The organism is Maribacter thermophilus, assembly GCF_001020565.1.
GTDB lineage: Bacteria > Bacteroidota > Bacteroidia > Flavobacteriales > Flavobacteriaceae > Maribacter > Maribacter thermophilus.
Genome location: NZ_LDAS01000001.1, coordinates 1,416,951 through 1,441,804 on the forward strand (window position 1 = coordinate 1,416,951; position 24,854 = coordinate 1,441,804).

Sequence of the window (24,854 nt, forward strand, 5' to 3'; positions counted from 1 at the left end):
TTTTAAGGTTTATCCAAAACCATTTGCAAACATTTTTTTCTTTGCACCTTTCCATTATTGGTTTTCGCAAATTTACTTAGGTAATAAACTTCTTTGGGTAGCTCGTATTTACCCAGTTCTTTCATAGACGAAAAATCGTAATTATGCGTTACTTCGCCTTCAATAATCAAAACCAGTTTTTGACCCAAAACGCCATCTGGAACTCCAGTTACAAAAAAGGGTTTGTGAATATACAGGTCTAGTTTTTTCTCTATCGCCTCCGGATGTAATTTGACCCCTCCAGAATTGATAACATTATCATACCTTCCCAACCATCTAAATTGCGTATCTGAAATAAGATCAACCACATCGTTCGTAACAATCGTTTCTTTCGAAACTTTTGGAGCCCTAATTACCAAGCATCCTCTTTTGTCTTGTGATAGGTATATCTCCGGCAATGCTTGAAAAAATTCATTGACATTATCCTCTTTAGAACGGTTCAGGCGCCTTACCGCTATGTGGGTAATGGTCTCGGTCATCCCATAGGTTTCAAAAACACCTGTATTTATGTTATCTAGCCTTTTAATAAGTTCTTGCGAAACAGCCGCCCCACCAACAATCAGTGTTTTTATTGCTGATAATTTATTGATAGATTTTTCGACCTGAAGCGGGATCATGGCACAAAAATCAAAAGTCTTGTCCAATTTCCCTAAAGGGTCCGAACCAGGTGGTACCATATAAATATTAAGTCCTAGTACCATGGCCCTGACCAGCATCATTTTTCCGGCTATATAATCGCACGGCAAACAAAGTAAAGCGGTATCACCCTGTTTAATTTTAAAATAAGCACCCGTAGCAAGAGCACTATTGATCATATGTTCTTTTAATAGTGGAATTACTTTAGGTACTCCTGTAGAACCAGAAGTTTGCACATTAAGGCATTCACGACCGTCTATCCAATTTAAAAGAAAATCACCAATACTTTTTTGATACTCTTCACCTTCTTTGATAAAACTATAGGCTATTTCGGTTAAATCGCCTACAGAAACCCTTTTACCATCGACACGAAATTCTGGGTGTACAGATGCAACAAACATGCTATTGATCTTTAACGCCATTTAAATAGGCCTCTTTCGACAAAACTTTTCCTGTTAACCTCCCTTTCCAATTAGTCCATTTATATTTTTTAGAAAAGAAAAATAGCAGTATTGGAAAGACAACGAATACAGGAACCAAGACATCCCATCCTAGCACCGGATCCGAAACATCTGTATAGAGAGAGTTTGTTTGAAAAGCGGTCCAATCGGCAGTTACCAATAAAGCCGCCGTTAAATTATTGGCCGCATGAAAGCCCAAAGCCAACTCTAGGCCTTCATCCATCAACGTGAGTATTCCAAGAAAAAAACCGGTACCCACATAGAAGATCAAGATACCATAGCCCAGTTTTTGAACTTCTGGATTAAAAATGTGCATCATTCCAAAAAGAACCGAAGTAAAAATTAAGGGAAACCATCTATTTTTGGTCAAAATACCCAAGCCCTGCATCATATACCCCCTCATAAAATACTCTTCCATACTTGTTTGGATGGGAATCATAAGAATCGCTACCACTGCCAATGTAAGAAATGGCACCAGATTAAATTGGAACACATAATCTTCGGGTGAAAGAAAAATATCTATGAAAATGAATATTATCGAGATAACGGCCCACAAAGAAAAGGAGAAGGCAACTCGACCCCAATCTACCTTTTTTCTAGAGGTGGTCAACGATTTTATGGATTGTTTGTGCACAAATTTCACATAAAGAAACAAAAAGACGAGCCCTATAGCGAAGGTCAATAACATAAAAAACAAAAAAGTATTGGAACCTAAAACTTCTGACATTGCGCCCATATCACCACTGGCCAAAACCGACATGGCGTCACCTTTCATTATTAAGGCCACTATTAACGGGATGGCTCCAAAAACCTGCCATGCACCAAAAACAACGAAGACCCCCAGAACATACCTCCAACTATCACTTAAACCTTTGTACGCCTGTTCTATATACATAAACTATCTATTAAATTTTTATTCCACTCTATAGAGCTGTTGTAATACAGCCCCCCATTATTCACCTCTAAAGGACAGTCAAAATTGTTCGTGAACAAAGACCCCGTTCCTAGGCCCTGAGGCATTTTATTACCAAGCGTGGCCGTCCATTGTGCTATGGCATTTAAACCGATATTGCTTTCAAGGGCACTCGTAATCCACCATCCTGCGCCACATTTTTCAGCCAGAGCGATCCACTCCTCACTTCCTTTAAAACCACCGACCAAACTAGGTTTTAAAATAATATACTGTGGTTTAATCGTTAGTAGCAATTCCTCCTTTTTAGTTACATCTACCACACCAATTAATTCCTCGTCCAAAGCAATAGGCAACGGCGTTTCTTCACATAATCGTTGCATTGCCTTCCAATTTCCTTGTTTTATGGGCTGTTCGATAGAATGTAAATCAAATTCCGCCAAAGCCTTTAATTTATCCAATGCTTCGTCATGCTTAAAGGCCCCATTGGCATCTACCCTTAATTCAATTTCACTTTTCGAAAACTCTTTTCTGATGGCTTCCAAGAGCTTTAGCTCATCGTTAAAATTAATGGCCCCTATTTTCATTTTTATACAAGAAAAGCCTTGATCGATCTTCTCCCTTATCTGAGACCTCATAAAATCGTAGCTCCCCATCCAAATAAGTCCGTTGATATAAATTGGTTCTTTTGAGGTTAAAAAAGGGGAAGAAAAAAGCCGAAAAGGATCTTGGGCACTTAAAGACAAAAATGCTTGTTCCAATCCGAATTGTATACTCGGAAAATCTTTTAATTGGGGAAGTAGGGCCTCTAACCCCAAATCAATATTCTTCACTACCCAATTACATTTTTCTTCATAGCCGGGAACATCGTCATAACTAAGCCCTCGAAAAAGACCACACTCACCTATTCCGAAACGGTCGTTCTCCCTTAAAACAACAAACCATGTCTCCTTAGTTCTTAACACCCCTCTAGAGGTGCCACTGGGTCTCTTAAAATCGAGTAAGTACTTTTTAAAAGTTACATTCATAGAATCGTTCAAATTTAGCTATATTTTGATACTCAATAAACAATTATGAAAAGTATAAAAGATAAAATAATCTGGATCACCGGAGCCTCTTCGGGCATCGGTGAAGAACTATCTTACCAATTAAATGAACAAGGATGCAAATTAATTATATCCGCAAGAAGGGAAAAGGAACTGAACAGGGTCAAGAACAATTGCACAGCCCCCAAAAATGTTTCCGTTCTTCCATTAGACCTTGGCAATTTTGAACAACTTGAAAACATGCCGGAAAAGGCCGTTTCTTTCTATGGTAAAATAGATATTCTTATCAATAATGGAGGTATTAGCCAACGATCTCTCATTACAGACACCAAATTTGAAGTTTACCAACAAATGATGAATATTAATTATCTGGGTACGATAAAGTTAACCATGCAAACATTGCCTTATTTCACAAGGCAAAAAAGCGGTCATTTTGTCACGGTTACCAGTTTAATGGGTAAATTTTCGTCGCCTTATCGTTCTGGTTACTGCGGTGCCAAACATGCCCTTCACGGCTTCTTTGATTCCCTTAGAATGGAGCATGAAAAAGACGGTATAGATGTTACCCTTATCTGCCCCGGTTTTATTCAGACCAACATCGCAAAAAATGCCCTTACGGGTGACGGCAGTTTACAGAAAAAAGAAGACGATGCTACTAAAAACGGAATAACGGCACACCAATGTGCCAAGGAAATTATAAGAGCTGTTGAAAAGAAAAAATTCGAAGCGTATATTGGGGGCAAAGAAAAATACGGCGTTTATTTAAAACGTTTTTTTCCAAACCTACTTCATAAAACCGTTCTTAAAAGCAGCGTAAGATAACCTTATTTAAAATTGAACCAGAAACGAACTCCCTCTGTAGTCCTATCTGTGTTTAATGTGGTCTGCAGTTGGTTTGCCAACCTATTCATAAGCCTTATTCCCATAGAGGAATTAGCTCTCTCCTCCGTATCTTCCGGCAAGCCTACACCGTTGTCGGTATACTCGAAGAAGCCTTCTTGACCAGCTGTTTTTCTTAAATGAATATAAATTTTCCCATTCTCCTCATCATGTGGAAATGCGTATTTAAAAGAGTTGGAAACCAATTCATTAAGAATAAGCCCAAATGGTATTGCCCTATCAATATCGAGCTCAACACCTTCGGCATCTATGGTAATGTTGATATTATGTCCACCCTTTTTATAGACCGATTGTACACTATTGATCAAACTCTCTATATACCCCTGCATTTCTATCACCGAGAGATCATCGTTCTGATACAGTTTTTGATGGATCAAAGCCATAGCTTTTACCCTACTCTTTCCTTCTTCCAAAGCCACTATAGCAGCCTTGCTCCTGGTATTTTTTGTTTGCAGGCTCAATAAACTGGAAACCATCTGCAAGTTGTTTTTAACCCTATGGTGAATCTCTTTTAACAAAGAATCTTTCTCTATCAGCGAATTCTCGATAAAGTGTTTCTGCTCTGCGATCAAGCGTTGGTTTTTGATACTTTTTAAATAGGCATATACCAAGCCCGCAAACCCCAACAAGGTAAATATCAAAGAGATAAAAACCAAGCTGATCCTTTCGTCCATTTCACTGATCTCGTTTCTAGATTTTTCAAGATCGGCTTTCTGCTCTTCCATCATTTTACGGGAATACTCCAAATCTTGACTAAGAACTGACTCTAGCTGCTGACTTTTAATATTGGTCGCATTTACATCGAGGGAATCTCGTATCCTATTATTACGTTTTAAGTAGTCAATGGCACTTTTGTAATCTCCGGTACGATCATAATAAGCGGCATACAATCTATTTTTCTTCAGCACGTTCTCGATCCGTACTGGAGTAAGATCGTCACTTAGATAGTCCGTAGCCTTGTCATAATCGTTAAGTTGCAGATAACACTCTGCAATTTCTAAAGTATTCTCGACCAATTCAGTAGAAAATTTACCGGAATTATATTTTTTTATTGTTTCGATACTCTCCTCTAAATAAGGAATAGCTTCTTCGTACTCTTTTGACTGAACATGACATTTTCCAATATTCCCCAATACTATCCCTTTTAGATAATTGGCCTCTACGATCTCGTTCTTTGTCTTAACCTTGATAACATCACTGAAATAGACATCTATCAATGCCTTTGCCTTGTTAAAATAGCTTAATGCCGTAGGTGTGGATTTGTCCAGCCTTAAATAGTTTCCAATATTGTTGTTATATATCGCTTGACCCAAAAAGTCGCCTTCATCAATGTTTTTCTTTTCCTCGGTCATGTAATCCGCCATGGCCTTTCTGTGCTGCCCTAGGCTAGAATATATATCATAGAAGGAAATATTGTTCGTTATACCTATTTCACGCTTGTACCTTCTTACTTCAATTTGTTTATCGTACAACTCTAGCTTGGCATAATTGGAATCCATTAAGTCAAGTATTAAAGTCTTGACCTTCATTTTAAAATCATCTATTCTATCATACAGTTCCTTGGCAATGGCCAAACTTTTCTCATAGTCCCCTAGGTCATAATAAATTTGGGACTGCATTAATTGATAGTCTACGATGGCCGTGGAGTCGTTTTCCTTTTCAGCAGTATTTAAATAAATATTGACAGAATCCAACCAATCATATGCCGGATTCAACGTATATCGATTGCTGTTTCCAAAGAAAAATTCAGAACGAGTTTGAGAGTCGGGTAAATTTTGAAATTCTTGAAAATGATTTTCAAGCAAGGAATCAACTTCCTGCCCCTGCATCTTCATAGAAGACATAAGGAAACAAATCACCCCAAAAACTATTAACCCTAAGTGCTTTTTCATATCATAACAAACACAGCAACAAACTTAATCGTTATACTTGGCTTAGTTAAATTTTTGTTGTGAACTGCATCAGCAACATTGCCTATAACAAATAAAATTGCGCGTGAGCTTTAAAATTGCATTCTTAAATACACGTAACTATCAAAATTATAACATGAAGCAGTATAGTATTAAAACTATTTGGCTAATGAATACCCCACAAACATGAGTTTATTTGGCAACCCTATGTTACATTACAGCAAAAATATTGCTTCGTATTTCTAATCAAAGCAATTTGTTGTGTAACTCCTCTTTTTTGTTGTGAAGTGCAATGCAACAGAGAAAATGTTCTTTTTATCGATTTTTCTGCACATTTTGTCGATATTTCAATCTTGTCGGAAATCCCCGACAAGACAAAGCTTTATGAGTTCATCGCGGAAATAATAAACTCCTTAAAGTCTTTTGATATAGGGATCAAAGTATCGTTGATCATAATATCCTTAGAGTTAATGGCATCTATATGATCTACATTAACAATGTAAGACTTATGGGCTCTGTAGAACTTGTTCTTTGGAAGTTTTTCCAAATAATCTTTTAAGGGTGACCTAACCAAGAATTTCTTGTCAACGGTATTTACCTCCAAATAAACATTATCGGCTTTTATAAATTGAATATCACCAAACTGGATACGGTAATACAAGTGTTGCTTTTTAACAAATATAGAGTCTTTAAGAATGGAGTTGGACATAGGTCCGTCTTCACTTACATCTGCATTAGTTCCCGACCCACCAGATTGTTTACCATAGATAAAATTGGACAATGCAATCTCTATAGAGGTATACAAATCTTGTTGTTCAAATGGTTTTACCAAATATCCATTTGGTTTTACGGTTTTGGCATTTTCAACAGTAGCCCTATCCGAGTTAGAGGTCACAAAAATAAAAGGGATGTCGTAGTTGTCCCTTATATGCTTTCCGAGATCTATTCCCGTTTTATCGGAGGCCAAAATAATGTCGATCAACACAAGATCTACTTGCTGATTTTTTAGCACCTCAACGGCCTGTTCGTACACAATTACATTATCTACAATCTCATAACCAATCTCCTCTAACATGGATTGCATGTCATCGGCTATGATCACATTATCCTCTACAATAAGTATTTTAATAGGTTGTTCCAAAATAGTTAGCGGTTTAGTGGTTTAACGTCCAAAACTACAAAAAATTGTGATAACTAAAATAAAAGAGCAAAGCCATAAAAAAGGTACTTAATGCCAACTTTTTTAGTTCAGGATCCAGCAATACCGGATCGTTTGTTCTTTTAACTTTTAGCAAATGTAAAAAAACGGGTATAAATGCGATTAGGCAAATAATATTTTTCCAATTATCATAAGTAAACGCGACGTACCCAAACATACACATAAATGCCGACACCAAAATTATGTAATGGTATTTCTTTCCTTTCTCAAAACCCATTTTAACCACGACAGTATTTTTGCCAGACTGTTTGTCGGACACGTGATCTCTAAGATTGTTCAGGTTTAGAACGCCAACACTGAGCAGACCAACACTTACCGCCGGCAATATAGACGCTATAGGCACCTCTTTTATAAATAGAAACATGCTTCCCAATACACTGACCAAGCCAAAAAACACAAATACGAATACATCTCCCAAACCATTATATCCATAGGCAGATTCCCCTACCGTATATTTAATGGCCGCCCATATGCTTAGACCTCCAAGAACCAAAAATAAGATAGCCCAAGGCAACTCATTGGTGTCGAACGAAAAAAAGAGTAAGGCAATCACCAGTACCAGGTCTACCAATACATTAATGATTATACCTTTTTTAAGCGATTTTCTAGAAAGAAGACCGCTCTGTAAAGCCCTTTTAGGACCAATTCTATTTTGATTATCGGTACCTTTTACACCATCACCATAATCATTGGCAAAGTTCGAGGTAATTTGAAATGCAACGGTGGTAAGTATTGCCAGCCAAAACACGGTATAATTTATAGTACCGTAATACCCTGCCAATGCTGCCCCGACAATTATACCCGATACAGATAAAGGTAGTGTTCTGAGTCTGGCAGCGTTAACCCAAGCCTTAAATTTTAACACTACTAATAAGGATCTTCTATTTGAATTCTTTTTCCTCCTTTATACGAGGCTACGAATGCATCTTCAAAACCAATTTGCACCAATTGTTTTCTAAAAGACTGGGCTTCTTCCAAAGTTTCAAAATTACCCAATGAATAAGAATAAAAAGGGTTTGTCTTTACAAACAAAGTATTGGTTAATGCTTCTGAGGCAAGGGTCACATTGTTATCTACAAAAGATTTGACCTGTACGGAATAGATTTTCTCATTTTCCAAAAATTCTTTGGCCAAGTAAAACTCCTTTACCAAACTTAACTCTTCGTTCTGTGCCTTAAGGTTATTTATTCTGGATTTAATGGCATCCAAACTATCAATCGAGACCAATAAGGTATTGTTTTGCTTATCATAAGAATTAGAACTGCTCAGACCTGCCGTAAAAGAGGTTAATGCCAATCCTCCGATCAAGAAAAAAGCAGTAATACCCGCAAAAATATTTCTTTGCAACTTACTTTTTTTCAGCTCTTTGTTCTTAAACTTGATCTGATCAAGAAGACGCTCGTTAATAATTTGAGCTTTATCTATGTCTTTATGCAACTCTAGTAAATCACTTTCTTCAATAAAGGGCATATAAAATATATTTTAGGCAACACTATGTTTGTTAAATATAACTCAAAAAGGTCTTATAATTGTTACATCGACCCTTATTGTACACAAAAATAGGATTAACGGCAAACATAACAAATAATATAGATCCTATTTGTTCAATAAAAATTTGAAAATCAAATATTTAAGAATTTTCTGACATCCAAAATTTATTCGTCAACCAGGCTAACCCCATCATCTTCCAACTTAATTTTTCGCTCTTTATATAAAGTGCCCAGTCCTTTCTTAAACGTTTTTTTACTCATTTGGAGCATATCCCTAATCTCCTCGGGGTCAGATTTATCGTGCAATGCCAAAAAACCTCCATTTTCTTTGATCACACTATAAATTTTATTCGCTGCCGGTTCTAGAACCCGACTCCCCAATGGCTGCAAAGAAATATCTATTTTATTGTCATTTCTGATCTTCTTTACACAACCTGGAATAACGTCTCCTATATTTATTGTTTTGAAAACTTCGTTGAAATAGACCAGCCCTTTATGTTTTTCGTTTACGATAACTTCCCATCCCAAATCTGTTTGCCGGGTTACCACGAGATCCACTTCGTCCCATTCCTTTATTTGAAGGTTTTCGTTACTCAAAAACTTATCCAGCTTATTGGAAGCTACCAATCTTCCTGACTTTTGATCTAAGTAACAGTGTACCACATACCATTGGCCTTGCTTCATTTTATTGCGTTGTTCCCTAAAAGGGACCAAAAGGTGCTTTTCAAGGCCCCAATCCATAAAAGCCCCATATTCATTTACTTCCGCGACTTGCAAAAGACGAAATTCACCAATCATAATATCTGGGTCAATAGTTGTGGCTATTGGTCTTTCATCGTAATCCAAATAACAGAACACCTCTATTTTATCTCCTATTTCATAGGCCGTAGGTACGTACTTGTTAGGCAGTAGAATATCATTACCCTCCTCGTCTCCCAAAAAAAGACCTACACTGGTATCTCTAAGTATTGTTAGATTGTTTTTTTTCCCTATTTCTATCATGCTACAAAATTACATTATTACGGGAGTACAATTCTTATAAATTCAAATAAAAAAGGCCGCTTCATAAGAAGCGGCCCTAAAAAATTTTAAAATATCCGGATTAATACACGGAAGCTTTGTTGAAATGCTTGCACAACATATAATAAACCACGGCTCTATGCTTGTTTTTGTTAGAAGAACCATATTTATCCATAACGGTTTTTATGGCATCCATTAACTCAGGGCCGTCTTTAAGTCCCAATTTTTTAATAAGGTAGTTGTTCTTAACAGTTTCCAACTCTTTTTCATCTCCTCCAGACACTTTAGAAGCGTCAAGGTTATATATAGAAGGGCCTAAACCTATTGTTACCTTTGTTAGCAAATCCATATCCGCGCTTTCACCAAATTTGTCTTTGATGTCCGCTGCATATTTTACAATTAAATCGTCTCTTTTACTCATAATAATTAGTGTCTTTTAATTAAATAGTTAATATGCCACCTAAGATATGAAATGAAAATAATCCGTCAAAATTTTATTGTTCTTAACTCGCGGTGTTTGTACCTCTAAAAGTTTTGGTCTGTTAGAGGCTTTATAAAAATCGGACAGTTCCTTTGCGAGCGAATTTTCATCGGACGAGAGCACATACTCTATATTGTACATTTTACAGATAGACGATGCGTTAAGATCATGTTTGGTCTCAAAAAACCGCTCAAAATTGGAGGTATCCTCTTTACCTGGCAAGATTCTAAAAATGCCCCCGCCATTGTTATTGATCAAAATGATCCTAAAATCATTTCTGATATAGTTGTTCCACAGAGCATTGCTATCATAGAAAAAACTAAGGTCACCGGTAATCAATAAGGTAGGAGCGTCTTCATGAACAGCGGCTCCGATTGCCGTAGAAGTACTGCCATCTATACCACTTGTTCCCCGATTACAAAAAACCTTCAGAGAAGCATCTAGGTCAAAGAGCTGGGTATATCTAATGGTGGAGCTATTGGCTAAATGCAATTGGTAATTTGAAGGTATTTCTTTTAAGATACGATCAAAAACCAAAAAATCGGAAAAGGGAATTTTACCCAAATAAGACTTTCTTTTTGCCTCATAGTTCTTTTTTAGCTTATTCCAAAAAGTAAAATAATCGGAATCTGTGGTGTCATCAGATGCATACAAAAACGACAAAAAATTATTGGGAGGTACTTTAAAATGCCCTTCCAAACAAAAAAAGGTATTGTTGGCCCTGGTATTTCCTACATGCCAATGATGCTTGGGAGCATAATCCCTTAGAAAAGCCTTTATTTTTTTTGATACGATCAGCCCCCCCATGGTCACCAATACATCTGGCCGTAAATTTTTAAAATATGCCTCCCTATCCTCTTTTAGCTCAATAGGGGCCAAAATAGAATCTATACTATTAAAAAAGTTTGGATGGTGAAGGTTAGAAGTGGTCTCGGTAAATACAAGAACAGATGGATCGTTGGCGAGTTTTTCCAATACCTCCGATTCAATTACATGGGGAGGGTTGCCCCCTACAAGCACCATCTTCTTTTTGGCATGTTTCCAATGCCTTAACATATCTTGGGACAACCGCCCTACTTCGTCCTCTTCAAACAGCTCTATATTTGGCTTTAAACAGGTGCCTTTCTGCACATTGTACAATGGTTCTTCTAAAGGAATATTAATATGAACCGGAAGGTTCTCATGTATAGCACAGTTAATGGCCCTATTTAATTGCTTATCGTTATAGGCCTGTACTTCTTGTTGTAACTCTTTTACATCCTTATGCTGAAATAGGCCCGGATCGTACTTATTTATAGTATTGGTAGCATGGCTAACATCTTGCCTTAAATTGGCCGATTCACCGATATGGTTCTTAAAGACATCCTTTTGTCGAATGGTCTGACCATCACCAATATCTATTTTATAAGATGGTCTGTCTGCAGAAATGACCACTAAGGGAACTTCACTATAATAAGCCTCCGCTACGGCGGGATAATAATTTAACAGGGCACTGCCCGATGTACAGACTACCGCCACCGGCCGGTTTAACTGCCTGGCCATACCCAAGGCAAAAAAAGCGGCACAGCGCTCATCTACGATACTAAAACAGTTGAAATAAGGGTTCTCTGTAAAAGATATGGTCAACGGAGCGTTTCTGGATCCAGGAGAAATAACTATGTTCTTTAATCCTTTGGCCTTACAATGCTCTATTAGACTCTGAGCTGTGGGTATTGTTGAGTATTTCATTACATACAAAAATACGACCTATGAACCTCTTTACCCAAAAGGGAAAGCATTAAGTCATAACCGCCTTTAACATGGTCAGGCTCTTATTTTCTGTCTCTTCCCACTCATTTTCCGCGTTCGAATCAAAGGTAATACCACCGCCCACGTATACAATGGCCTTACCATCAACTATTTGCATACATCGTAAGTTCACATAAAGCTCTGAACTGGTTGTTATAGATCTATAGGCACTGTTTTCTTTATTGCGGTTATTGGTATTACGCGCGCGCTCGTTTTTAAAATTAAGCTCTCCCAAGAACCCGGTATAATAAGACCTTGTATAGCTTTCGTTCTGTAGGATAAACTCTTTTGCTTCCTGTTTTGGAAAACCACATACTGCCGGTGTTGGATGCAATGCAGTTATCAATTCCCCTATATTATTTTTTTCGTACATACCAGAAATTTTGGTTCTAAGGTGCCAAAGATGTCCGGCCCTCACGGTTTCCAACTCACCCACTTCCAAGTTCTTACTTCTTTCCTTTAGTACGCTTTCTATATATTCTGTCACCAACCGCTGTTCATGTAGCTCCTTATCTTCCCAAATAGGCTTGTCCTCCGTTTCGTTTATCAACTTTGTTCCGGCCAAGGACATAGTGGTAAAAGCAGTCCCCCTTGTTTTTAACAAGATTTCGGGCGTTGCCCCCAACCATGTGCCAATTTTAGGATGATACCATACATAGCACAATGCATTTTCGTATAAATGAAGTAATTCCTTAAAAATGGCAATGGCAGATTTTGAGATGGAAACTTCCTTTTTTCTGGACAAGACCACCTTTCTATACTCACCGGACTCAATACCTTCTACCGCCTTTTTTACTATATTCTTGAATTCCGATTTCTCTATTTCATCTATCGGATTAGAAAAGCTTTTATGCCCCCTGCCCGTTTTCTTTTGGACAAGTGGTTCTGTCACAAAAACATCTGGACAAAGCAATACGGATGGAGCTTTATCATCAAAAGGTGCAAAAACAAATCCATTTTCCCTAAAATCTTTTATGGCATGGATTTTATCGTCGTTCTGAAAAAGACCATTTAATACCGCCGTTTTTGGTTTTCTGTATAAAACAAATGGCAATTGCTCCTCTAAATGTCTTTCGGCTTGCTTAAAAATAGCTGGCACTATCTTACTTTTTAGGTAATGCAATCGTAGTCAATTTACACACTGAAATCAACTGCTGCTCTTCATTGGTAATTTTAATGTCCCACACTTGGGTAGTTCTCCCTTTATGGATAAAGGTGGCCTTTGCGAACACAAAACCTTCCCTGATACTTTTTACATGGTTTGCAGAAATTTCTATCCCTCGTACAAAATACTCCTCGGCATTCAAGAAAATATAAGAGGCCATACTGCCAACGCTCTCGGCCAAAGCGACCATCGCCCCCCCATGCAATACCCCATCAGGTTGGTGCACCTTGGGTGTTACGGGCATTTTAGCGATCAGAAAATCCTCTCCGACGTCTACATATTCAATCTCCAAAGTTTCCATCATCGTGTTCTTCGAAGAGTTATTACAGACCCGAAGAATCTTATCTTTGTACTCGCTCATATTTTTTTATGTAAAATTAAGGAATAGAATATCAAAAAACATTAATAGAACAGATAGATTTACTATGAACATTTCGGTAAAACAGGTAAGTTACCAACACACAAATTCTTATGAAACCTTAAATGAAATAGGTACCAAGACCAAAAACGTTTGGCTGGCGTTTCATGGTATAGGCTTTCTTAGTAAGTTTTTTCTTAGGTATTTTGATGAACTAAAACCCGATGAAAACTATATAATTGCCCCACAGGCCCCTTCTAAATATTACCTTAACAACAAATATCGGCATGTAGGTGCCAGTTGGTTGACCAAGGTAGATACCCAACAAGAAACGGCCAATGTTATGGCATATATAAATGCTGTACTAGAAAAAGAAAACATACCTACGGACTGTAACTTAATTGTACTTGGTTTCTCTCAAGGGGTTTCTATTGCGACCAGATTCATCGCAAAATACAGAAAGCCCTGCAAAAAGCTAATTCTTTACGCGGGAGCCATCCCCAACGAACTTACAAAAGAAGATTTTCAACATTTAATAACCGGCAATACAGAAGTCACCACCATAGTCGGCACCGAAGACGAATATATAAACTCTGAAAGGCTTGCTACCGAAGCGTTAAAAATAGACACGCTCTTTCAAGGCAACGCAAAACAAATTACTTTTGAAGGAGGGCATGAGATAAAAAAGGAAATTATTAACTCTTTTGCGGACTAATATGGACATTGTTTTAGAAAATGAAAGAGTTCAACTAAGCCCTTTAACGCTTAACAACTATCATTTACTGTTGCCGATCGCTTCCCAAAAAGACTTGGTGCAATTTTCGCCTTCAGATATTGAAACCCCGCAAGCATTAAAAAATTATGTAGCCATTGCCTTAGAACAAAAAGAACAAGGCTCTGGTATCCCTTTTATCATTTATGACAAAAAAGAAGGGGAATATGCCGGTAGTACCCGATATATGAACATTCATTGGCAAAACAAAGTGGCCCATATTGGCTCTACATGGATCGGCCGTGAATTTCAGGGAACAGGATTAAATACCCACATGAAGTTTTTAATGCTGGAATATGCCTTTAACCATCTAAATTTTGAAAAAATTGAATTCAGGGTCGATGAAAGAAACATGAAGTCTAGAAAAGCGGTAGAAAAATTAGGCTGCACCCTAGAAGGCATTTTACGAAAAGATGTTTACCTATTAAGTGGGTTTAAAAGAAACACCTGCTGTTATGGTCTATTAAAAGAAGAATGGCTAATAATTAAAAAAACGGATTTTGAAGGTTACTCCTCTTTTTTCTCCGACTCCGTTTTATAATATGTAATTTTCCTCGTGGTATAGGCGTTATCGGGTTTTATAATTTTTTTGATCCAATTACCACCCTCTTCCCCATCGAACTGATATATATATTCTTTCTTTTCCGTTGATTTTCCGTCTACTATAATTTCAGATTCCAACATACCGTTTTTATCGTAATTATAGGAAGTACGTATAGTGGGCACAAATTTTTTCTCTGTTACCTTATAATCAAATTCCTGCCGCTCAATAAGTAGGTCATTGGCATCAAAAACCTCTTCAATGGCCCTATTAGGCTCTCCTTTCAAAAATTCTTTCGTTAAAACTATTTTTTGAACCGTCCCATTCTTTTTTCGGGTAGAGGTTCTAATGGATTTTAAGGGCACCTCGTTTAATAAATACGTAACCGTATACTCCCCTTTATATTTTTTATACTCAACCAAGGTCTCATCGGTACCCTCATTATTGGTCCTGATCATTCTTACCAAATCCCCCTTATCATCATAATGATAGATATAACTGTCTAAAAACTCTTTGTCGTATGAAATTATTTTTTCGATTACTTTTCGGTTAGAGGTAGTATCCGATTCAAAAAAGTGGGCAATGGAAGTACTTGGGTCAAATTTATTGTCTCTGTATGTTTCCGACCTTTTCTCAAGCAGCTCTCCGTTTGCATATTTGTATATGACTACATCATAATCAGCATCATTGTATCTGGTAACAGATTTGGTCAACAACCCTTCTTTATTAAAGTTATATTCCTCTTTGCCATATTTGGTACTTACCAGACAGGTTTTAACACTGTCCCTTAGATCAAAGTCCTTCACGGTAAAGACCTTAACCTCTTGGGCATAGAAAAAAAGAGGGGAAACCAACAATGTTAATAAAATGATGCTAAGGTATTTTTTTGCCATATAACAAAATTACTCCAATTTCTTTCCTATAGAAATTATAATTGTCTAAAAATAATAAGGAGCAGTAAAACTGCTCCTTATATTATGTTGAAATCGAAAAATGTTGTTCTTACTATTACTTCACTTCTTCGAAATCTACGTCTTCAACGTTATCACCTTCTTCGGTCGCACCTGATCCGCTAGCAGTATCTGCTCCTGGGGCGGCACCACCTTGTTGTGCTTCGGCCTGTGCTTTGTACATTTCTTCGGAAGCAACTTTCCAAGCTTCGTTTATCTTATCTAAAGCTGGTGTAATTACTGCCAAATCTTTTGACTCATAAGCTTTTTTCAATTCGGCCAAAGCTTCCTCTATAGGTTTTTTCTTATCATCTGATAACTTATCGCCAAATTCCGACAATTGTTTTTCAGTTTGAAAGATCATACCATCGGCCTCGTTCAACTTATCTGCAGTTTCCTTGGCTTTTCTATCACTTTCAGCGTTGGCTTCTGCCTCTGCTTTCATTTTCTTGATTTCTTCCTCTGTTAATCCAGATGAAGCTTCAATACGAATATCCTGTGATTTTCCTGTAGCCTTGTCAGTTGCAGATACCTTGATGATACCGTTGGCATCAATGTCAAAAGTAACTTCAATTTGAGGTGTTCCTCTTGGCGCAGGTGGAATACCGTCTAAGTGGAACCTTCCTATCGTCTTGTTATCGGCCGCCATTGGTCTTTCTCCTTGCAGCACGTGAATTTCAACCGATGGTTGGTTATCTGCCGCCGTAGAGAATACTTGCGACTTTTTAGTAGGTATGGTAGTGTTGGCCTCGATCAACTTGGTCATTACACCTCCCATAGTTTCAATACCTAACGAAAGTGGTGTTACATCTAACAACAATACATCTTTAACATCACCTGTTAATACACCTCCTTGAATTGCGGCACCGATAGCAACCACCTCATCGGGGTTTACACCTTTAGATGGTTTCTTTCCAAAGAATTTTTCAACTGCTTCCTGTACTGCAGGAATTCTTGTTGAACCACCTACCAAGATAATCTCATCGATATCGCTCTTAGACAATCCTGCAGACTTCAATGCGCTCTCACAAGGGGCTATGGTTCTTTTTACCAAATCAGCGATCAACTGCTCAAATTTAGACCTGGTCAACGTTCTTACCAAGTGTTTGGGTCCAGAAGCGGTAGCCGTAACATATGGTAGGTTTATTTCTGTTTGTGCAGAAGAAGACAACTCTATTTTTGCTTTTTCGGCCGCTTCACGCAAACGTTGCAATGCCATAGGATCTTTTCTTAGATCCATATCTTCTTCGGCTTTAAACTCGTCGGCCAACCAATCAATGATTTTTTGGTCTACATCATCACCACCAAGGTGTGTATCACCATCGGTAGACAATACCTCAAAGACACCGTCTCCCAACTCCAATATAGACACATCGTGTGTTCCACCACCAAAGTCGAACACCACTATTTTTTGATCTGTGTCTTTTTTATCAAGACCATACGCCAAAGAAGCCGCCGTAGGCTCATTGATAATACGTTCTACTGTCAAACCTGCAATTTCACCAGCTTCTTTTGTAGCTTGTCTTTGCGCATCGTTAAAGTATGCCGGAACTGTAATAACGGCACGTGATACATCTTGCCCCAAATAATCCTCTGCGGTCTTCTTCATTTTCTGAAGAACCATGGCAGAAAGTTCTTGTGGTGTATACAAACGGCCTTCGATATCTACTCTTGGTGTATCGTTATCACCTTTAACAACTTTATAAGGTACCCTTTCAGCTTCTTTACTAGATTCTGAATATTTGTTCCCCATAAACCTTTTTATGGAGTAAATGGTTTTATGAGGGTTGGTTACCGCCTGTCTTTTGGCGGGGTCTCCAACTTTAATCTCACCACCATCAACAAAGGCAATAACCGACGGTGTGGTTCTTTTCCCTTCCGCATTTGGTATTACCACTGGCTCGTTACCCTCCATTACGGAAACGCACGAGTTGGTAGTACCCAAATCTATTCCTATAATTTTACTCATTCTATATGTTTTAAAATATTAGTCTTTTAATTTAAATCAACATGTAAATGTCAAACAATATGCCAAGGGACAAAAACTGACATGATGTCATTTATATGATTTAAAACAGGGTTAAAACAAATAGTCAAATACTCTACAAAAACACAAAAAAACAAGTAAGCTCAAAGTAACTTTGTATTTTAGTAAACAGATTTTATATAAATGTCACAAAGAGAGAGCATCAGCATTTTTGATATGCTAAAAATTGGTGTAGGCCCTTCAAGTTCACACACTTTAGGGCCTTGGCGAGCTGCCGAAAGGTGGATAAACGAGCTGAAAAAAGACAACATTTTTGACGAGGTCGTACGAATAAAAGCCCATGTTTACGGTTCTTTGTCCTTAACGGGCAAAGGCCATGCCACCGATTATGCCATAATGTTAGGCCTTTTGGGCACAGACCCGGAATATGTTCCGATAGAAAACATCCATTCGATGGTAGAAAAGGTAAAAGAATCTAAATTATTGGATTTTGGGGGAACGAATTCAATTCCTTTTGAGCCAGATATTGATATTGTTTTTCACAAAAAGTTTCTCCCCTTTCATGCCAATGGGTTAAAGTTTGAAGCTATATTGAATTCTGGAAAGAAAAAATCAAAAACATACTATTCCATAGGTGGTGGTTTTGTGGTGGTCGAAGAAAGAAAAAACGCCAAGAAAAAAGATGCTGCCTTTAACACCTTCCCTTTTCCCATACAAAACGGGGAAGAACTGCTGGAGTGCTGCTCAAAAAACTCGAAATTAATCTCAGAAATTGTTTTGGAGAACGAACGCTCGCTCAGAAGCGATGCCGAAATAGATTTCCAGATCAAACGTATTTGGAACACCATGTTAGAATGTATGTACATAGGTTGCCATACCGAAGGTAAACTTCCAGGAGGATTGAATGTGAAACGCAGGGCCTATGAAATGCACTCAAAACTTAAGGGCAATCTTCCGTATAACAGTCCAGAGGAATGGTTGCTGAGCATTCGACAGACCGAGGTCAAATTTCGCCAAATATTGCAGTGGGTAAGTTGTTTTGCCCTAAGTGTCAACGAGGTCAACGCATCGTTGGGTAGGGTTGTTACCGCCCCTACGAACGGAAGTGCGGGTGTAATACCTGCGGTACTTATGTATTATATGGTGATAGAGAACCATGCCGGAAACTTTGAGCACATTAAACAATTTCTGCTAGTAGCTGGCGAAATAGGAAGTATTTTTAAAAAGGGTGCTACCATATCGGCCGCCATGGGTGGCTGCCAAGCAGAGATAGGTGTTTCTTCGGCCATGGCCGCCGGAGCATTAACAGAATTATTGGGAGGCTCACCCGAACAAGTACTAATGGCCGCTGAAATAGCGATGGAACACCACTTGGGCCTTACCTGCGACCCTATAGGAGGCTTGGTACAGGTACCATGTATAGAACGTAATTCTATGGGCGCTATTAAGGCCATCAATGCAGCAGAACTGGCATTGGGGTCAGACCCTTCAGAAGCAAAGGTACCGCTTGACAAGGTGGTGCAGACCATGTGGGAAACCGCTAAGGACATGAGCTCTAAATACAAAGAAACTTCTGAAGGAGGGCTTGCCGTAGGTGTCTTCTTAAGTGATTGCTAAAGTAGCCATGGCTAAAGACCGCTAAACCGGGCAACCTAATTAACAAGTACCATGAAACAATGAAAAACCTTATATCGGAACGCATTGCGGATTTTCTAAAGAACTATCCTCCTTTTAATTTAATGGACGACAAATTATTGGACACGTTGTCACAAGAAGTCTCTATTGTTTATAAGGAAAAGAACAGTGTTGTTTTTTCTATGGATGAAAATCCGCATTCCAATTTTTATGTTGTACATAAAGGGGCTATTGAACTTAGTAATACAAAAAGCAATGTCATTGCCGATTTTTGTGACGAAGGTGACATTTTTGGTTTGCGCCCCCTTATTGCCAAAGAAAACTATCGATTGGAAGCAAAGGCCTACGAAGAATCCATTCTTTATGCAATTCCCATAGCTTCTTTTAGACCCATAGCAGATTCCAACCCCAATATCTCTAATTTTCTAACCGAGAGTTTTGCTTCCAACACCAGAAACCCTTACAACAAAAAAAATAGGATCACTCCACAAGAATCGCCCTATAATATAGACACCGGAAAAGATATTATCTTAACCGATTTTCAACCCGTAAGATATTCTAAGAGAATTGTCTCTTGCGGCCCCCGGTATACAATCCAGAAGGCGGCACAACGAATGACCAAAAACCGTATCGGCTCCATTTTAGTATGTGAAAAAGACCTACCCATAGGCATCATTACCGACAAAGACCTTAGAAACAAGGTGGTTTCCGAAAACCACCCCATTTCCTCTAGTGTAAAGACCATAATGTCGTCCCCGGTAATCACCTACCCCAAAAAACTAACCATTACCCAGGCACAAATGGCCATGATGAAAAGCGATATAAGCCATTTGATACTTACCGAAGACGGTACCGTAAACACCCCAGCAGTAGGGGTCGTATCTAAAAACGATGTCATGGTCTCATTGGGCGATAACCCAGCGGTAATAGTAAAAGCCATAAAAAGAGCCCGAAAAATAAAGCAGATCAAAGAGCTTAGAAAAAGTATTATGGTACTTTTAAAAGGGTATTTGGAGCAAAACATACCCATGGCCTTGACATCGAAGATAATTTCGGAGTTGAACGACACTTGTATTAAACAAGTAATTCACATATCATTACAAAAAATGAAAAACCCGCCTCCCGTCAAATTTGCATGGTTGGCACTAGGTAGCCAAGGGCGGGGCGAACAATTACTGCACACCGATCAAGACAACGCATTGGTTTTTGATGATGTACCCGAAGATCTGTTGCCCGAAACGACCCAGTATTTTTTAAGCTTATCAAAAAAGGTTACCAAAGGACTTAACAAAATTGGTTACGAATACTGCCCTGCCGATATGATGGCAAGCAACCCACAATGGTGCTTAAGTCTTAAGGAGTGGAAAAACAAGCTTTCTTACTGGATTACAAACCCGGGTCCGAACCAAGTCTTAATGTCTTCCATTTTTTTTGATTATAGTTTGGCCTATGGCGACAGAAACTTGTTGGACCAAATGTCGGACCATATATTTAAAAGTGTAAAAAAATATCCTATTTTCTTGGTCCATATAGCGAATGGAGCACTTCAGAACCCTCCTCCCACAGGGTTTTTTAGGCAATTTATTGTAGAGCAAGACGGACAACATAAAGATTTTTTCGATCTAAAGAGCAGGGCCCTCAGACCCCTTATTGATGCCGCTCGGGTTCTTGTACTATCACATTCCGTAAAAAGTATTAGCAACACTTGGGAGCGTTACGAAAAACTGGCAGAAATAGAACCCAACAACCAAGAACTATATTTGGCATGTTCATATGCCACTAAGGCCCTACTCAAATTTAGAACCAAACAAGGCATACTACACAATGATTCTGGAAGGTTCATTGAACTGGAAGCATTGACAAAAGAAGAGAAAATGAAATTAAAAAGAACCTTTAAGGCCGTAAAGGAAATACAAGAAGTCATATCCATAAGGTTTAAGGTTTCCAATATTTTAGGCTAATGAGTTTATTTTCCACATCTTCGAACCTACCCTCTTTTTGGCATGATTACGCCAATCTTTTTAAACAAAAGAAAAGCAAGAATTTCGAGGAACTTGTTTTTGTTGTCCTGGATACGGAAACAACCGGTTTCGACAAAGTTCAAGACAGAATTCTTTCTATAGGGGCCCTAAAACTAAAAAACAACATTATTCAGGCACATGAAGTTCTAGATATTTATATATATCAAGAAAAGTTTAATAAAGAAACGGTTGCGGTACATGGCATTTTAAAGAACAGTAAACGCAATCGCGTGGAAGAAACGGTGGCCCTTCAGCAATTCTTAGCGTATGTGGGCGATGCCATTATTGTGGCCCACCATGCCAGTTTTGATATCGGCATGATCAATATGGGCTTAAAGAGAATGGGGCTTCCAAAACTCAAGAATATAGTGTTGGACACTGGCACCCTCTACAAAAAGACACTGATCAAATCATATTTGGTACAACCCCAGCAGCATTACACCTTAGACGATCTAGCGGAGAAATTTGGCATATCAAAAAAAGACAGGCATACTGCACTGGGCGATGCCTATATAACAGCGGTCGCCTTTTTAAAATTACTTACCAAACTAAAGGAGAAAAAAGAACTTACCCTTAAAAATCTTCGGTAATTAAGAGCCGGTAAGATATGCTAGAACATTATTCTCTATGCGCTCCAAAATGTGATCCGTTTCCGATTTCACAAAATCTTCTCCAATAATATTCTCATAGAGTTCTATGTATCTCTGAGATACGGTTGCTATGTATTCGTCCGACATTTCCGGTACCGTCTGTCCTTCCAGCCCCTGAAAACCATTGGAAATCAACCACTGGCGCACAAATTCTTTTGACAACTGTTTTTGAGCCTCTCCCCTATTTTGTCTTTCTTCATAGCCATCGGCATAGAAATAACGTGATGAGTCTGGCGTATGTATCTCATCTATCAAAACAATTTTACCATCCTTCGTTTTTCCAAACTCATATTTGGTGTCTACCAAAATCAGCCCTCTTTTGGCGGCAATTTCCGTTCCTCTCTGAAAAAGGGACTTTGTGTATTTTTCCAATACGGCATAATCACTTTCAGAAACTATACCCTTTTTTAAAATTTCCTCTTTTGAGATATCCTCATCATGGTCTCCCATTTCGGCCTTGGTTGCCGGGGTAATAATGGGCTCTGGAAATTTATCGTTTTCTTTCATCCCCTCTGGCATGGGCACACCGCACAACATACGTTTACCCGCTTTGTACTCTCTGGCTGCATGTCCGCTCAAATATCCCCTTATTACCATTTCTACCTTAAACGGATCGCAGGCATGGCCAATGGCTACGTTAGGATCGGGGGTCGCGATCAACCAATTTGGAACAATATCGGCCGTAGCTTCCATCATTTTGGTGGCAATTTGGTTTAATATCTGCCCTTTATAGGGAATTCCCTTGGGCATGACCACATCAAAAGCCGAAAGCCTATCCGTTGCTATCATAATCAATATATCGTTTTCTATGGTGTAAACCTCCCTAACTTTGCCTTTGTAAACATTTTTCTGGCCCGGAAAGTTGAAATTGGTATCAAAAATGGTGTTGGACATTCTCTTAATTTTGATGTTCTATTGTTTTATATGCGTCGATTACTTTTTTCACTAATTTATGGCGGATCACATCTTTATCATCTAGATATATTACCTCGATTCCTTCTACATTTTGAAGTATAAGCAAAGCCTCTTTTAAACCGGAAATAGTTCTTCTTGGCAAATCTATTTGACCGGGATCTCCCGTAACCAAGAACTTGGCATTTCTACCCATACGGGTAAGAAACATTTTCATTTGGGCATGGGTGGTATTTTGGGCCTCGTCCAGTATTACGAATGCATTGTCCAAGGTTCTCCCCCTCATAAAGGCCATGGGCGCTATCTGAATGGTTCCGTTCTCAATATAATGCGCCAGCTTTTCCGTAGGGATCATATCTCTTAAGGCATCATACAAGGGCTGCATATAGGGATCTAGTTTTTCTTTAAGGTCGCCCGGTAAAAACCCTAGGTTCTCACCTGCTTCCACCGCTGGTCTGGTAAGAATTATTTTCCGCACCTGTTTTTCTTTTAAAGCTTTGACCGCCAATGCTACGCCTGTATATGTTTTTCCGGTTCCTGCGGGCCCAATGGCAAAAACCATATCATTTTTTCTGGCCGCATCTACCAAGCGCCTTTGATTCGCGGTTTGTGCCTTGATAAGTCTGCCGTTAACGCCATGTACCAAGGTATCACTACTTTTTTCAGAAGATTGGTATCCTCCCGAGGCATCGCTCGTAAGTACGCGTTCAATGCTGTTCTCGTCCAACTTATTGTATTTAATGAAATGCTCGGTAAGCATGTCAAAACGTTTATCGAACTCCTCTAATTGATCTTCGTCTCCGTAGGCTTTGATCTTATTACCGCGAGCAACGATCTTAAGCTTGGGAAAATACTTTTTTAAAAGATTGATATTCTCGTTTTGTTGTCCAAAAAATTCTCTGGGACTGACATCTGTAAGTTCTAAAATTATTTCGTTCAAATAGTGGGATTTTGAAGATTTTAATTCCCCAAGATTAATTTCGCTTGGCTGTTTTTTTGCTTAATTTTGTAAATCAAATTTAAGTAAAATTTAAGTTTGTTTAACCAAAAACATATCAACATTGCTGTATGGCAATTATCACCCTTACTACCGATTTTGGATTAAAGGACCACTTTGTGGGTGTATTAAAAGGCTCTATCTATAGTGAACTGCCGGATGTACAAATTGTTGACATTTCACATGACATAGCTCCCTTCAACATACATGAGTGTGCCTATATTCTAAAAAATTCGTATTACAGTTTTCCGAAGGGCACGATCCATATCGTAGGGGTGGACTCTGAGGCCACACCAGAAAACAAACATGTGGTGGCCTTGGTAAACGGGCATTTTTTTATTAGTGCCAATACGGGCGTCATTGGTCTTATTACTTCTGAAATAAAGCCTGAAAAAGTTGTCGAAATCAACATTCCAGACCCAATACATGGGTCGTTTCCTGTATTGAGCGTTTTTATACAGGTGGCATGCCATATTGCCCGCGGCGGTACGCTAGAGGTGGTCGGAAAACCATTTTCAGAATTAAAAAGTCTAAGGGAATTTGCCCCTAGAATTACCGAAGATGGCAAACGAATCGTGGGCAGCGTAATCTACATAGACAATTATGGCAACGTGGTTACCAGCATTCAAAAAAAACTGTTCGAAACCTATAGAAAAGGACGTGATTTTGAGTTATTGGTAAGAAACCATAAGATAAAGAAAATACATAACGCTTATAGCGATTTTATAGATTACACTGTTGAAAAAAACAAACGAAAGGGAGACGGAGACCTACTTGCCCTGTTCAACTCTTCTGAATATATAGAATTGGCCATTTACAAAAGTAATCTGGCCACAGTAGGGGGAGCATCCACTCTTTTAGGCCTCGACTATCGAGATACCGTCATCATCGATTTTCATTAGCAAAACCCACCGAAAAAAGTGATTTAAAAGGAGGGCATCACTACTATTAATGATACAACTTTCA

At 38.5% G+C, this 24,854-nt stretch carries 23 protein-coding genes; 7 read left to right on the plus strand and 16 right to left on the minus strand.

What is annotated here, in order from left to right:
* Positions 1-2 precede the first annotated feature (2 nt).
* The 3 genes from AB657_RS06150 to AB657_RS06160 are packed head-to-tail and all read right to left on the minus strand — an operon-like array spanning position 3 to position 3,074.
* Positions 3-1,076 carry an AMP-binding protein gene (locus tag AB657_RS06150; protein ID WP_047247840.1) on the minus strand — a complete coding sequence of 358 codons (1,074 nt, stop codon included), beginning with the start codon at positions 1,074-1,076 and terminating at the stop codon, positions 3-5.
* A gap of 1 nt (position 1,077) precedes the next feature.
* The gene (locus tag AB657_RS06155) at positions 1,078-2,031 is read right to left on the minus strand and encodes a CPBP family intramembrane glutamic endopeptidase (protein ID WP_047245692.1); all 954 of its coding nucleotides are present in this window, start codon (positions 2,029-2,031) and stop codon (positions 1,078-1,080) included.
* The gene (locus tag AB657_RS06160) at positions 2,022-3,074 is read right to left on the minus strand and encodes an o-succinylbenzoate synthase (RefSeq protein ID WP_047245693.1); all 1,053 of its coding nucleotides are present in this window, start codon (positions 3,072-3,074) and stop codon (positions 2,022-2,024) included. Before AB657_RS06160 ends, AB657_RS06155 begins: the two co-directional genes overlap by 10 nt.
* Before the next feature lie 45 nt (positions 3,075-3,119).
* Between AB657_RS06160 and AB657_RS06165 the strand changes: the two genes are divergently transcribed.
* Positions 3,120-3,914, plus strand: a complete 795-nt coding sequence (locus AB657_RS06165) for an SDR family oxidoreductase (protein WP_047245694.1) — start codon at positions 3,120-3,122, stop codon at positions 3,912-3,914.
* 2 nt (positions 3,915-3,916) lie between these two features.
* On the opposite strand, the gene AB657_RS06170 is transcribed toward AB657_RS06165, so the two are convergent.
* From AB657_RS06170 to AB657_RS06210, 9 genes are all read right to left on the minus strand, one after another.
* A complete protein-coding gene (locus AB657_RS06170; protein WP_047245695.1) occupies positions 3,917-5,884 on the minus strand; it encodes a sensor histidine kinase in 1,968 nt (655 codons plus the stop codon).
* A gap of 400 nt (positions 5,885-6,284) precedes the next feature.
* Positions 6,285-7,043 carry a LytR/AlgR family response regulator transcription factor gene (locus AB657_RS06175; RefSeq protein ID WP_047245696.1) on the minus strand — a complete coding sequence of 253 codons (759 nt, stop codon included), beginning with the start codon at positions 7,041-7,043 and terminating at the stop codon, positions 6,285-6,287.
* 34 nt (positions 7,044-7,077) lie between these two features.
* Positions 7,078-7,986: a 1,4-dihydroxy-2-naphthoate octaprenyltransferase gene (gene menA, locus AB657_RS06180; protein WP_047245697.1), complete on the minus strand. Its 909-nt coding sequence runs from the start codon at positions 7,984-7,986 to the stop codon at positions 7,078-7,080.
* A 2-nt stretch (positions 7,987-7,988) separates the two neighbouring features.
* Positions 7,989-8,591 (minus strand): SPOR domain-containing protein, encoded by a 603-nt coding sequence (locus tag AB657_RS06185; protein ID WP_047245698.1) that lies wholly within the window; start codon positions 8,589-8,591, stop codon positions 7,989-7,991.
* A gap of 185 nt (positions 8,592-8,776) precedes the next feature.
* On the minus strand, positions 8,777-9,613 hold the full coding sequence (locus AB657_RS06190) for a CvfB family protein (RefSeq protein ID WP_047245699.1): 837 nt from the start codon (positions 9,611-9,613) through the stop codon (positions 8,777-8,779).
* 100 nt (positions 9,614-9,713) lie between these two features.
* Complete coding sequence (locus AB657_RS06195) at positions 9,714-10,052, minus strand: DUF2853 family protein (protein WP_047245700.1); 339 nt, start codon at positions 10,050-10,052, stop codon at positions 9,714-9,716.
* 39 nt (positions 10,053-10,091) lie between these two features.
* Positions 10,092-11,840 carry a 2-succinyl-5-enolpyruvyl-6-hydroxy-3-cyclohexene-1-carboxylate synthase gene (gene menD / locus AB657_RS06200; protein WP_047245701.1) on the minus strand — a complete coding sequence of 583 codons (1,749 nt, stop codon included), beginning with the start codon at positions 11,838-11,840 and terminating at the stop codon, positions 10,092-10,094.
* Positions 11,841-11,889: 49 nt separating this feature from the next.
* Complete coding sequence (locus tag AB657_RS06205; RefSeq protein ID WP_232304851.1) at positions 11,890-12,999, minus strand: chorismate-binding protein; 1,110 nt, start codon at positions 12,997-12,999, stop codon at positions 11,890-11,892.
* A gap of 4 nt (positions 13,000-13,003) precedes the next feature.
* Positions 13,004-13,426 (minus strand): PaaI family thioesterase, encoded by a 423-nt coding sequence (locus AB657_RS06210; protein WP_047245702.1) that lies wholly within the window; start codon positions 13,424-13,426, stop codon positions 13,004-13,006.
* 64 nt (positions 13,427-13,490) lie between these two features.
* Between AB657_RS06210 and AB657_RS06215 the strand changes: the two genes are divergently transcribed.
* Both AB657_RS06215 and AB657_RS06220 read left to right on the plus strand, forming a co-directional pair.
* Positions 13,491-14,138, plus strand: coding sequence for an alpha/beta hydrolase (locus tag AB657_RS06215; RefSeq protein WP_047245703.1), 648 nt, complete (start codon positions 13,491-13,493; stop codon positions 14,136-14,138).
* Between the two features lies 1 nt (position 14,139).
* The gene (locus AB657_RS06220) at positions 14,140-14,736 is read left to right on the plus strand and encodes a GNAT family N-acetyltransferase (RefSeq protein WP_047245704.1); all 597 of its coding nucleotides are present in this window, start codon (positions 14,140-14,142) and stop codon (positions 14,734-14,736) included.
* Here AB657_RS06220 and AB657_RS06225 read toward each other — a convergent pair.
* Together AB657_RS06225 and dnaK are read right to left on the minus strand one after the other, a co-directional pair.
* On the minus strand, positions 14,703-15,629 hold the full coding sequence (locus tag AB657_RS06225) for a hypothetical protein (protein WP_047245705.1): 927 nt from the start codon (positions 15,627-15,629) through the stop codon (positions 14,703-14,705). The genes AB657_RS06220 and AB657_RS06225 overlap by 34 nt on opposite strands.
* 115 nt (positions 15,630-15,744) lie before the next feature.
* Positions 15,745-17,655 (minus strand): molecular chaperone DnaK, encoded by a 1,911-nt coding sequence (gene dnaK / locus AB657_RS06230; RefSeq protein ID WP_047245706.1) that lies wholly within the window; start codon positions 17,653-17,655, stop codon positions 15,745-15,747.
* 201 nt (positions 17,656-17,856) lie between these two features.
* On the opposite strand from dnaK, the gene AB657_RS06235 reads away from it, so the two are divergent.
* The 3 genes from AB657_RS06235 to AB657_RS06245 are packed head-to-tail and all read left to right on the plus strand — an operon-like array spanning position 17,857 to position 21,919.
* Positions 17,857-19,290 carry an L-serine ammonia-lyase gene (locus AB657_RS06235; protein ID WP_047245707.1) on the plus strand — a complete coding sequence of 478 codons (1,434 nt, stop codon included), beginning with the start codon at positions 17,857-17,859 and terminating at the stop codon, positions 19,288-19,290.
* Between the two features lie 59 nt (positions 19,291-19,349).
* Entirely contained in the window at positions 19,350-21,269 is a 1,920-nt protein-coding gene (locus AB657_RS06240; RefSeq protein ID WP_047245708.1) for a DUF294 nucleotidyltransferase-like domain-containing protein, read from the plus strand.
* Positions 21,269-21,919: a 3'-5' exonuclease gene (locus AB657_RS06245; protein WP_047245709.1), complete on the plus strand. Its 651-nt coding sequence runs from the start codon at positions 21,269-21,271 to the stop codon at positions 21,917-21,919. The genes AB657_RS06240 and AB657_RS06245 overlap by 1 nt, the downstream gene beginning before the upstream one ends.
* Here AB657_RS06245 and AB657_RS06250 read toward each other — a convergent pair whose 3' ends face one another.
* Both AB657_RS06250 and AB657_RS06255 read right to left on the minus strand, forming a co-directional pair.
* The gene (locus tag AB657_RS06250; protein ID WP_047245710.1) at positions 21,920-22,873 is read right to left on the minus strand and encodes a phosphoribosylaminoimidazolesuccinocarboxamide synthase; all 954 of its coding nucleotides are present in this window, start codon (positions 22,871-22,873) and stop codon (positions 21,920-21,922) included.
* A 4-nt stretch (positions 22,874-22,877) separates the two neighbouring features.
* A complete protein-coding gene (locus AB657_RS06255; RefSeq protein ID WP_047245711.1) occupies positions 22,878-23,831 on the minus strand; it encodes a PhoH family protein in 954 nt (317 codons plus the stop codon).
* Positions 23,832-23,959: 128 nt separating this feature from the next.
* Here AB657_RS06255 and AB657_RS06260 point away from each other — a divergent pair, with 128 nt between their 5' ends.
* A complete protein-coding gene (locus AB657_RS06260; RefSeq protein WP_047245712.1) occupies positions 23,960-24,790 on the plus strand; it encodes an SAM hydrolase/SAM-dependent halogenase family protein in 831 nt (276 codons plus the stop codon).
* Positions 24,791-24,854 lie beyond the last annotated feature (64 nt).

Excerpts from the sequence above, each read along its gene's own strand:
- AB657_RS06150 (WP_047247840.1), bottom strand. The coding sequence starts at position 1,076 with ATGTTTGTTGCATCTGTACACCCAGAATTTCGTGTCGATGGTAAAAGG.
- AB657_RS06155 (WP_047245692.1), bottom strand. The coding sequence starts at position 2,031 with ATGTATATAGAACAGGCGTACAAAGGTTTAAGTGATAGTTGGAGGTAT.
- AB657_RS06160 (WP_047245693.1), bottom strand. The coding sequence starts at position 3,074 with ATGAATGTAACTTTTAAAAAGTACTTACTCGATTTTAAGAGACCCAGT.
- AB657_RS06165 (WP_047245694.1), top strand. The coding sequence starts at position 3,120 with ATGAAAAGTATAAAAGATAAAATAATCTGGATCACCGGAGCCTCTTCG.
- AB657_RS06170 (WP_047245695.1), bottom strand. The coding sequence starts at position 5,884 with ATGAAAAAGCACTTAGGGTTAATAGTTTTTGGGGTGATTTGTTTCCTT.
- AB657_RS06185 (WP_047245698.1), bottom strand. The coding sequence starts at position 8,591 with ATGCCCTTTATTGAAGAAAGTGATTTACTAGAGTTGCATAAAGACATA.
- AB657_RS06190 (WP_047245699.1), bottom strand. The coding sequence starts at position 9,613 with ATGATAGAAATAGGGAAAAAAAACAATCTAACAATACTTAGAGATACC.
- AB657_RS06195 (WP_047245700.1), bottom strand. The coding sequence starts at position 10,052 with ATGAGTAAAAGAGACGATTTAATTGTAAAATATGCAGCGGACATCAAA.
- menD (WP_047245701.1), bottom strand. The coding sequence starts at position 11,840 with ATGAAATACTCAACAATACCCACAGCTCAGAGTCTAATAGAGCATTGT.
- AB657_RS06210 (WP_047245702.1), bottom strand. The coding sequence starts at position 13,426 with ATGAGCGAGTACAAAGATAAGATTCTTCGGGTCTGTAATAACTCTTCG.
- AB657_RS06215 (WP_047245703.1), top strand. The coding sequence starts at position 13,491 with ATGAACATTTCGGTAAAACAGGTAAGTTACCAACACACAAATTCTTAT.
- AB657_RS06220 (WP_047245704.1), top strand. The coding sequence starts at position 14,140 with ATGGACATTGTTTTAGAAAATGAAAGAGTTCAACTAAGCCCTTTAACG.
- AB657_RS06225 (WP_047245705.1), bottom strand. The coding sequence starts at position 15,629 with ATGGCAAAAAAATACCTTAGCATCATTTTATTAACATTGTTGGTTTCC.
- dnaK (WP_047245706.1), bottom strand. The coding sequence starts at position 17,655 with ATGAGTAAAATTATAGGAATAGATTTGGGTACTACCAACTCGTGCGTT.
- AB657_RS06235 (WP_047245707.1), top strand. The coding sequence starts at position 17,857 with ATGTCACAAAGAGAGAGCATCAGCATTTTTGATATGCTAAAAATTGGT.
- AB657_RS06240 (WP_047245708.1), top strand. The coding sequence starts at position 19,350 with ATGAAAAACCTTATATCGGAACGCATTGCGGATTTTCTAAAGAACTAT.
- AB657_RS06245 (WP_047245709.1), top strand. The coding sequence starts at position 21,269 with ATGAGTTTATTTTCCACATCTTCGAACCTACCCTCTTTTTGGCATGAT.
- AB657_RS06250 (WP_047245710.1), bottom strand. The coding sequence starts at position 22,873 with ATGTCCAACACCATTTTTGATACCAATTTCAACTTTCCGGGCCAGAAA.
- AB657_RS06260 (WP_047245712.1), top strand. The coding sequence starts at position 23,960 with ATGGCAATTATCACCCTTACTACCGATTTTGGATTAAAGGACCACTTT.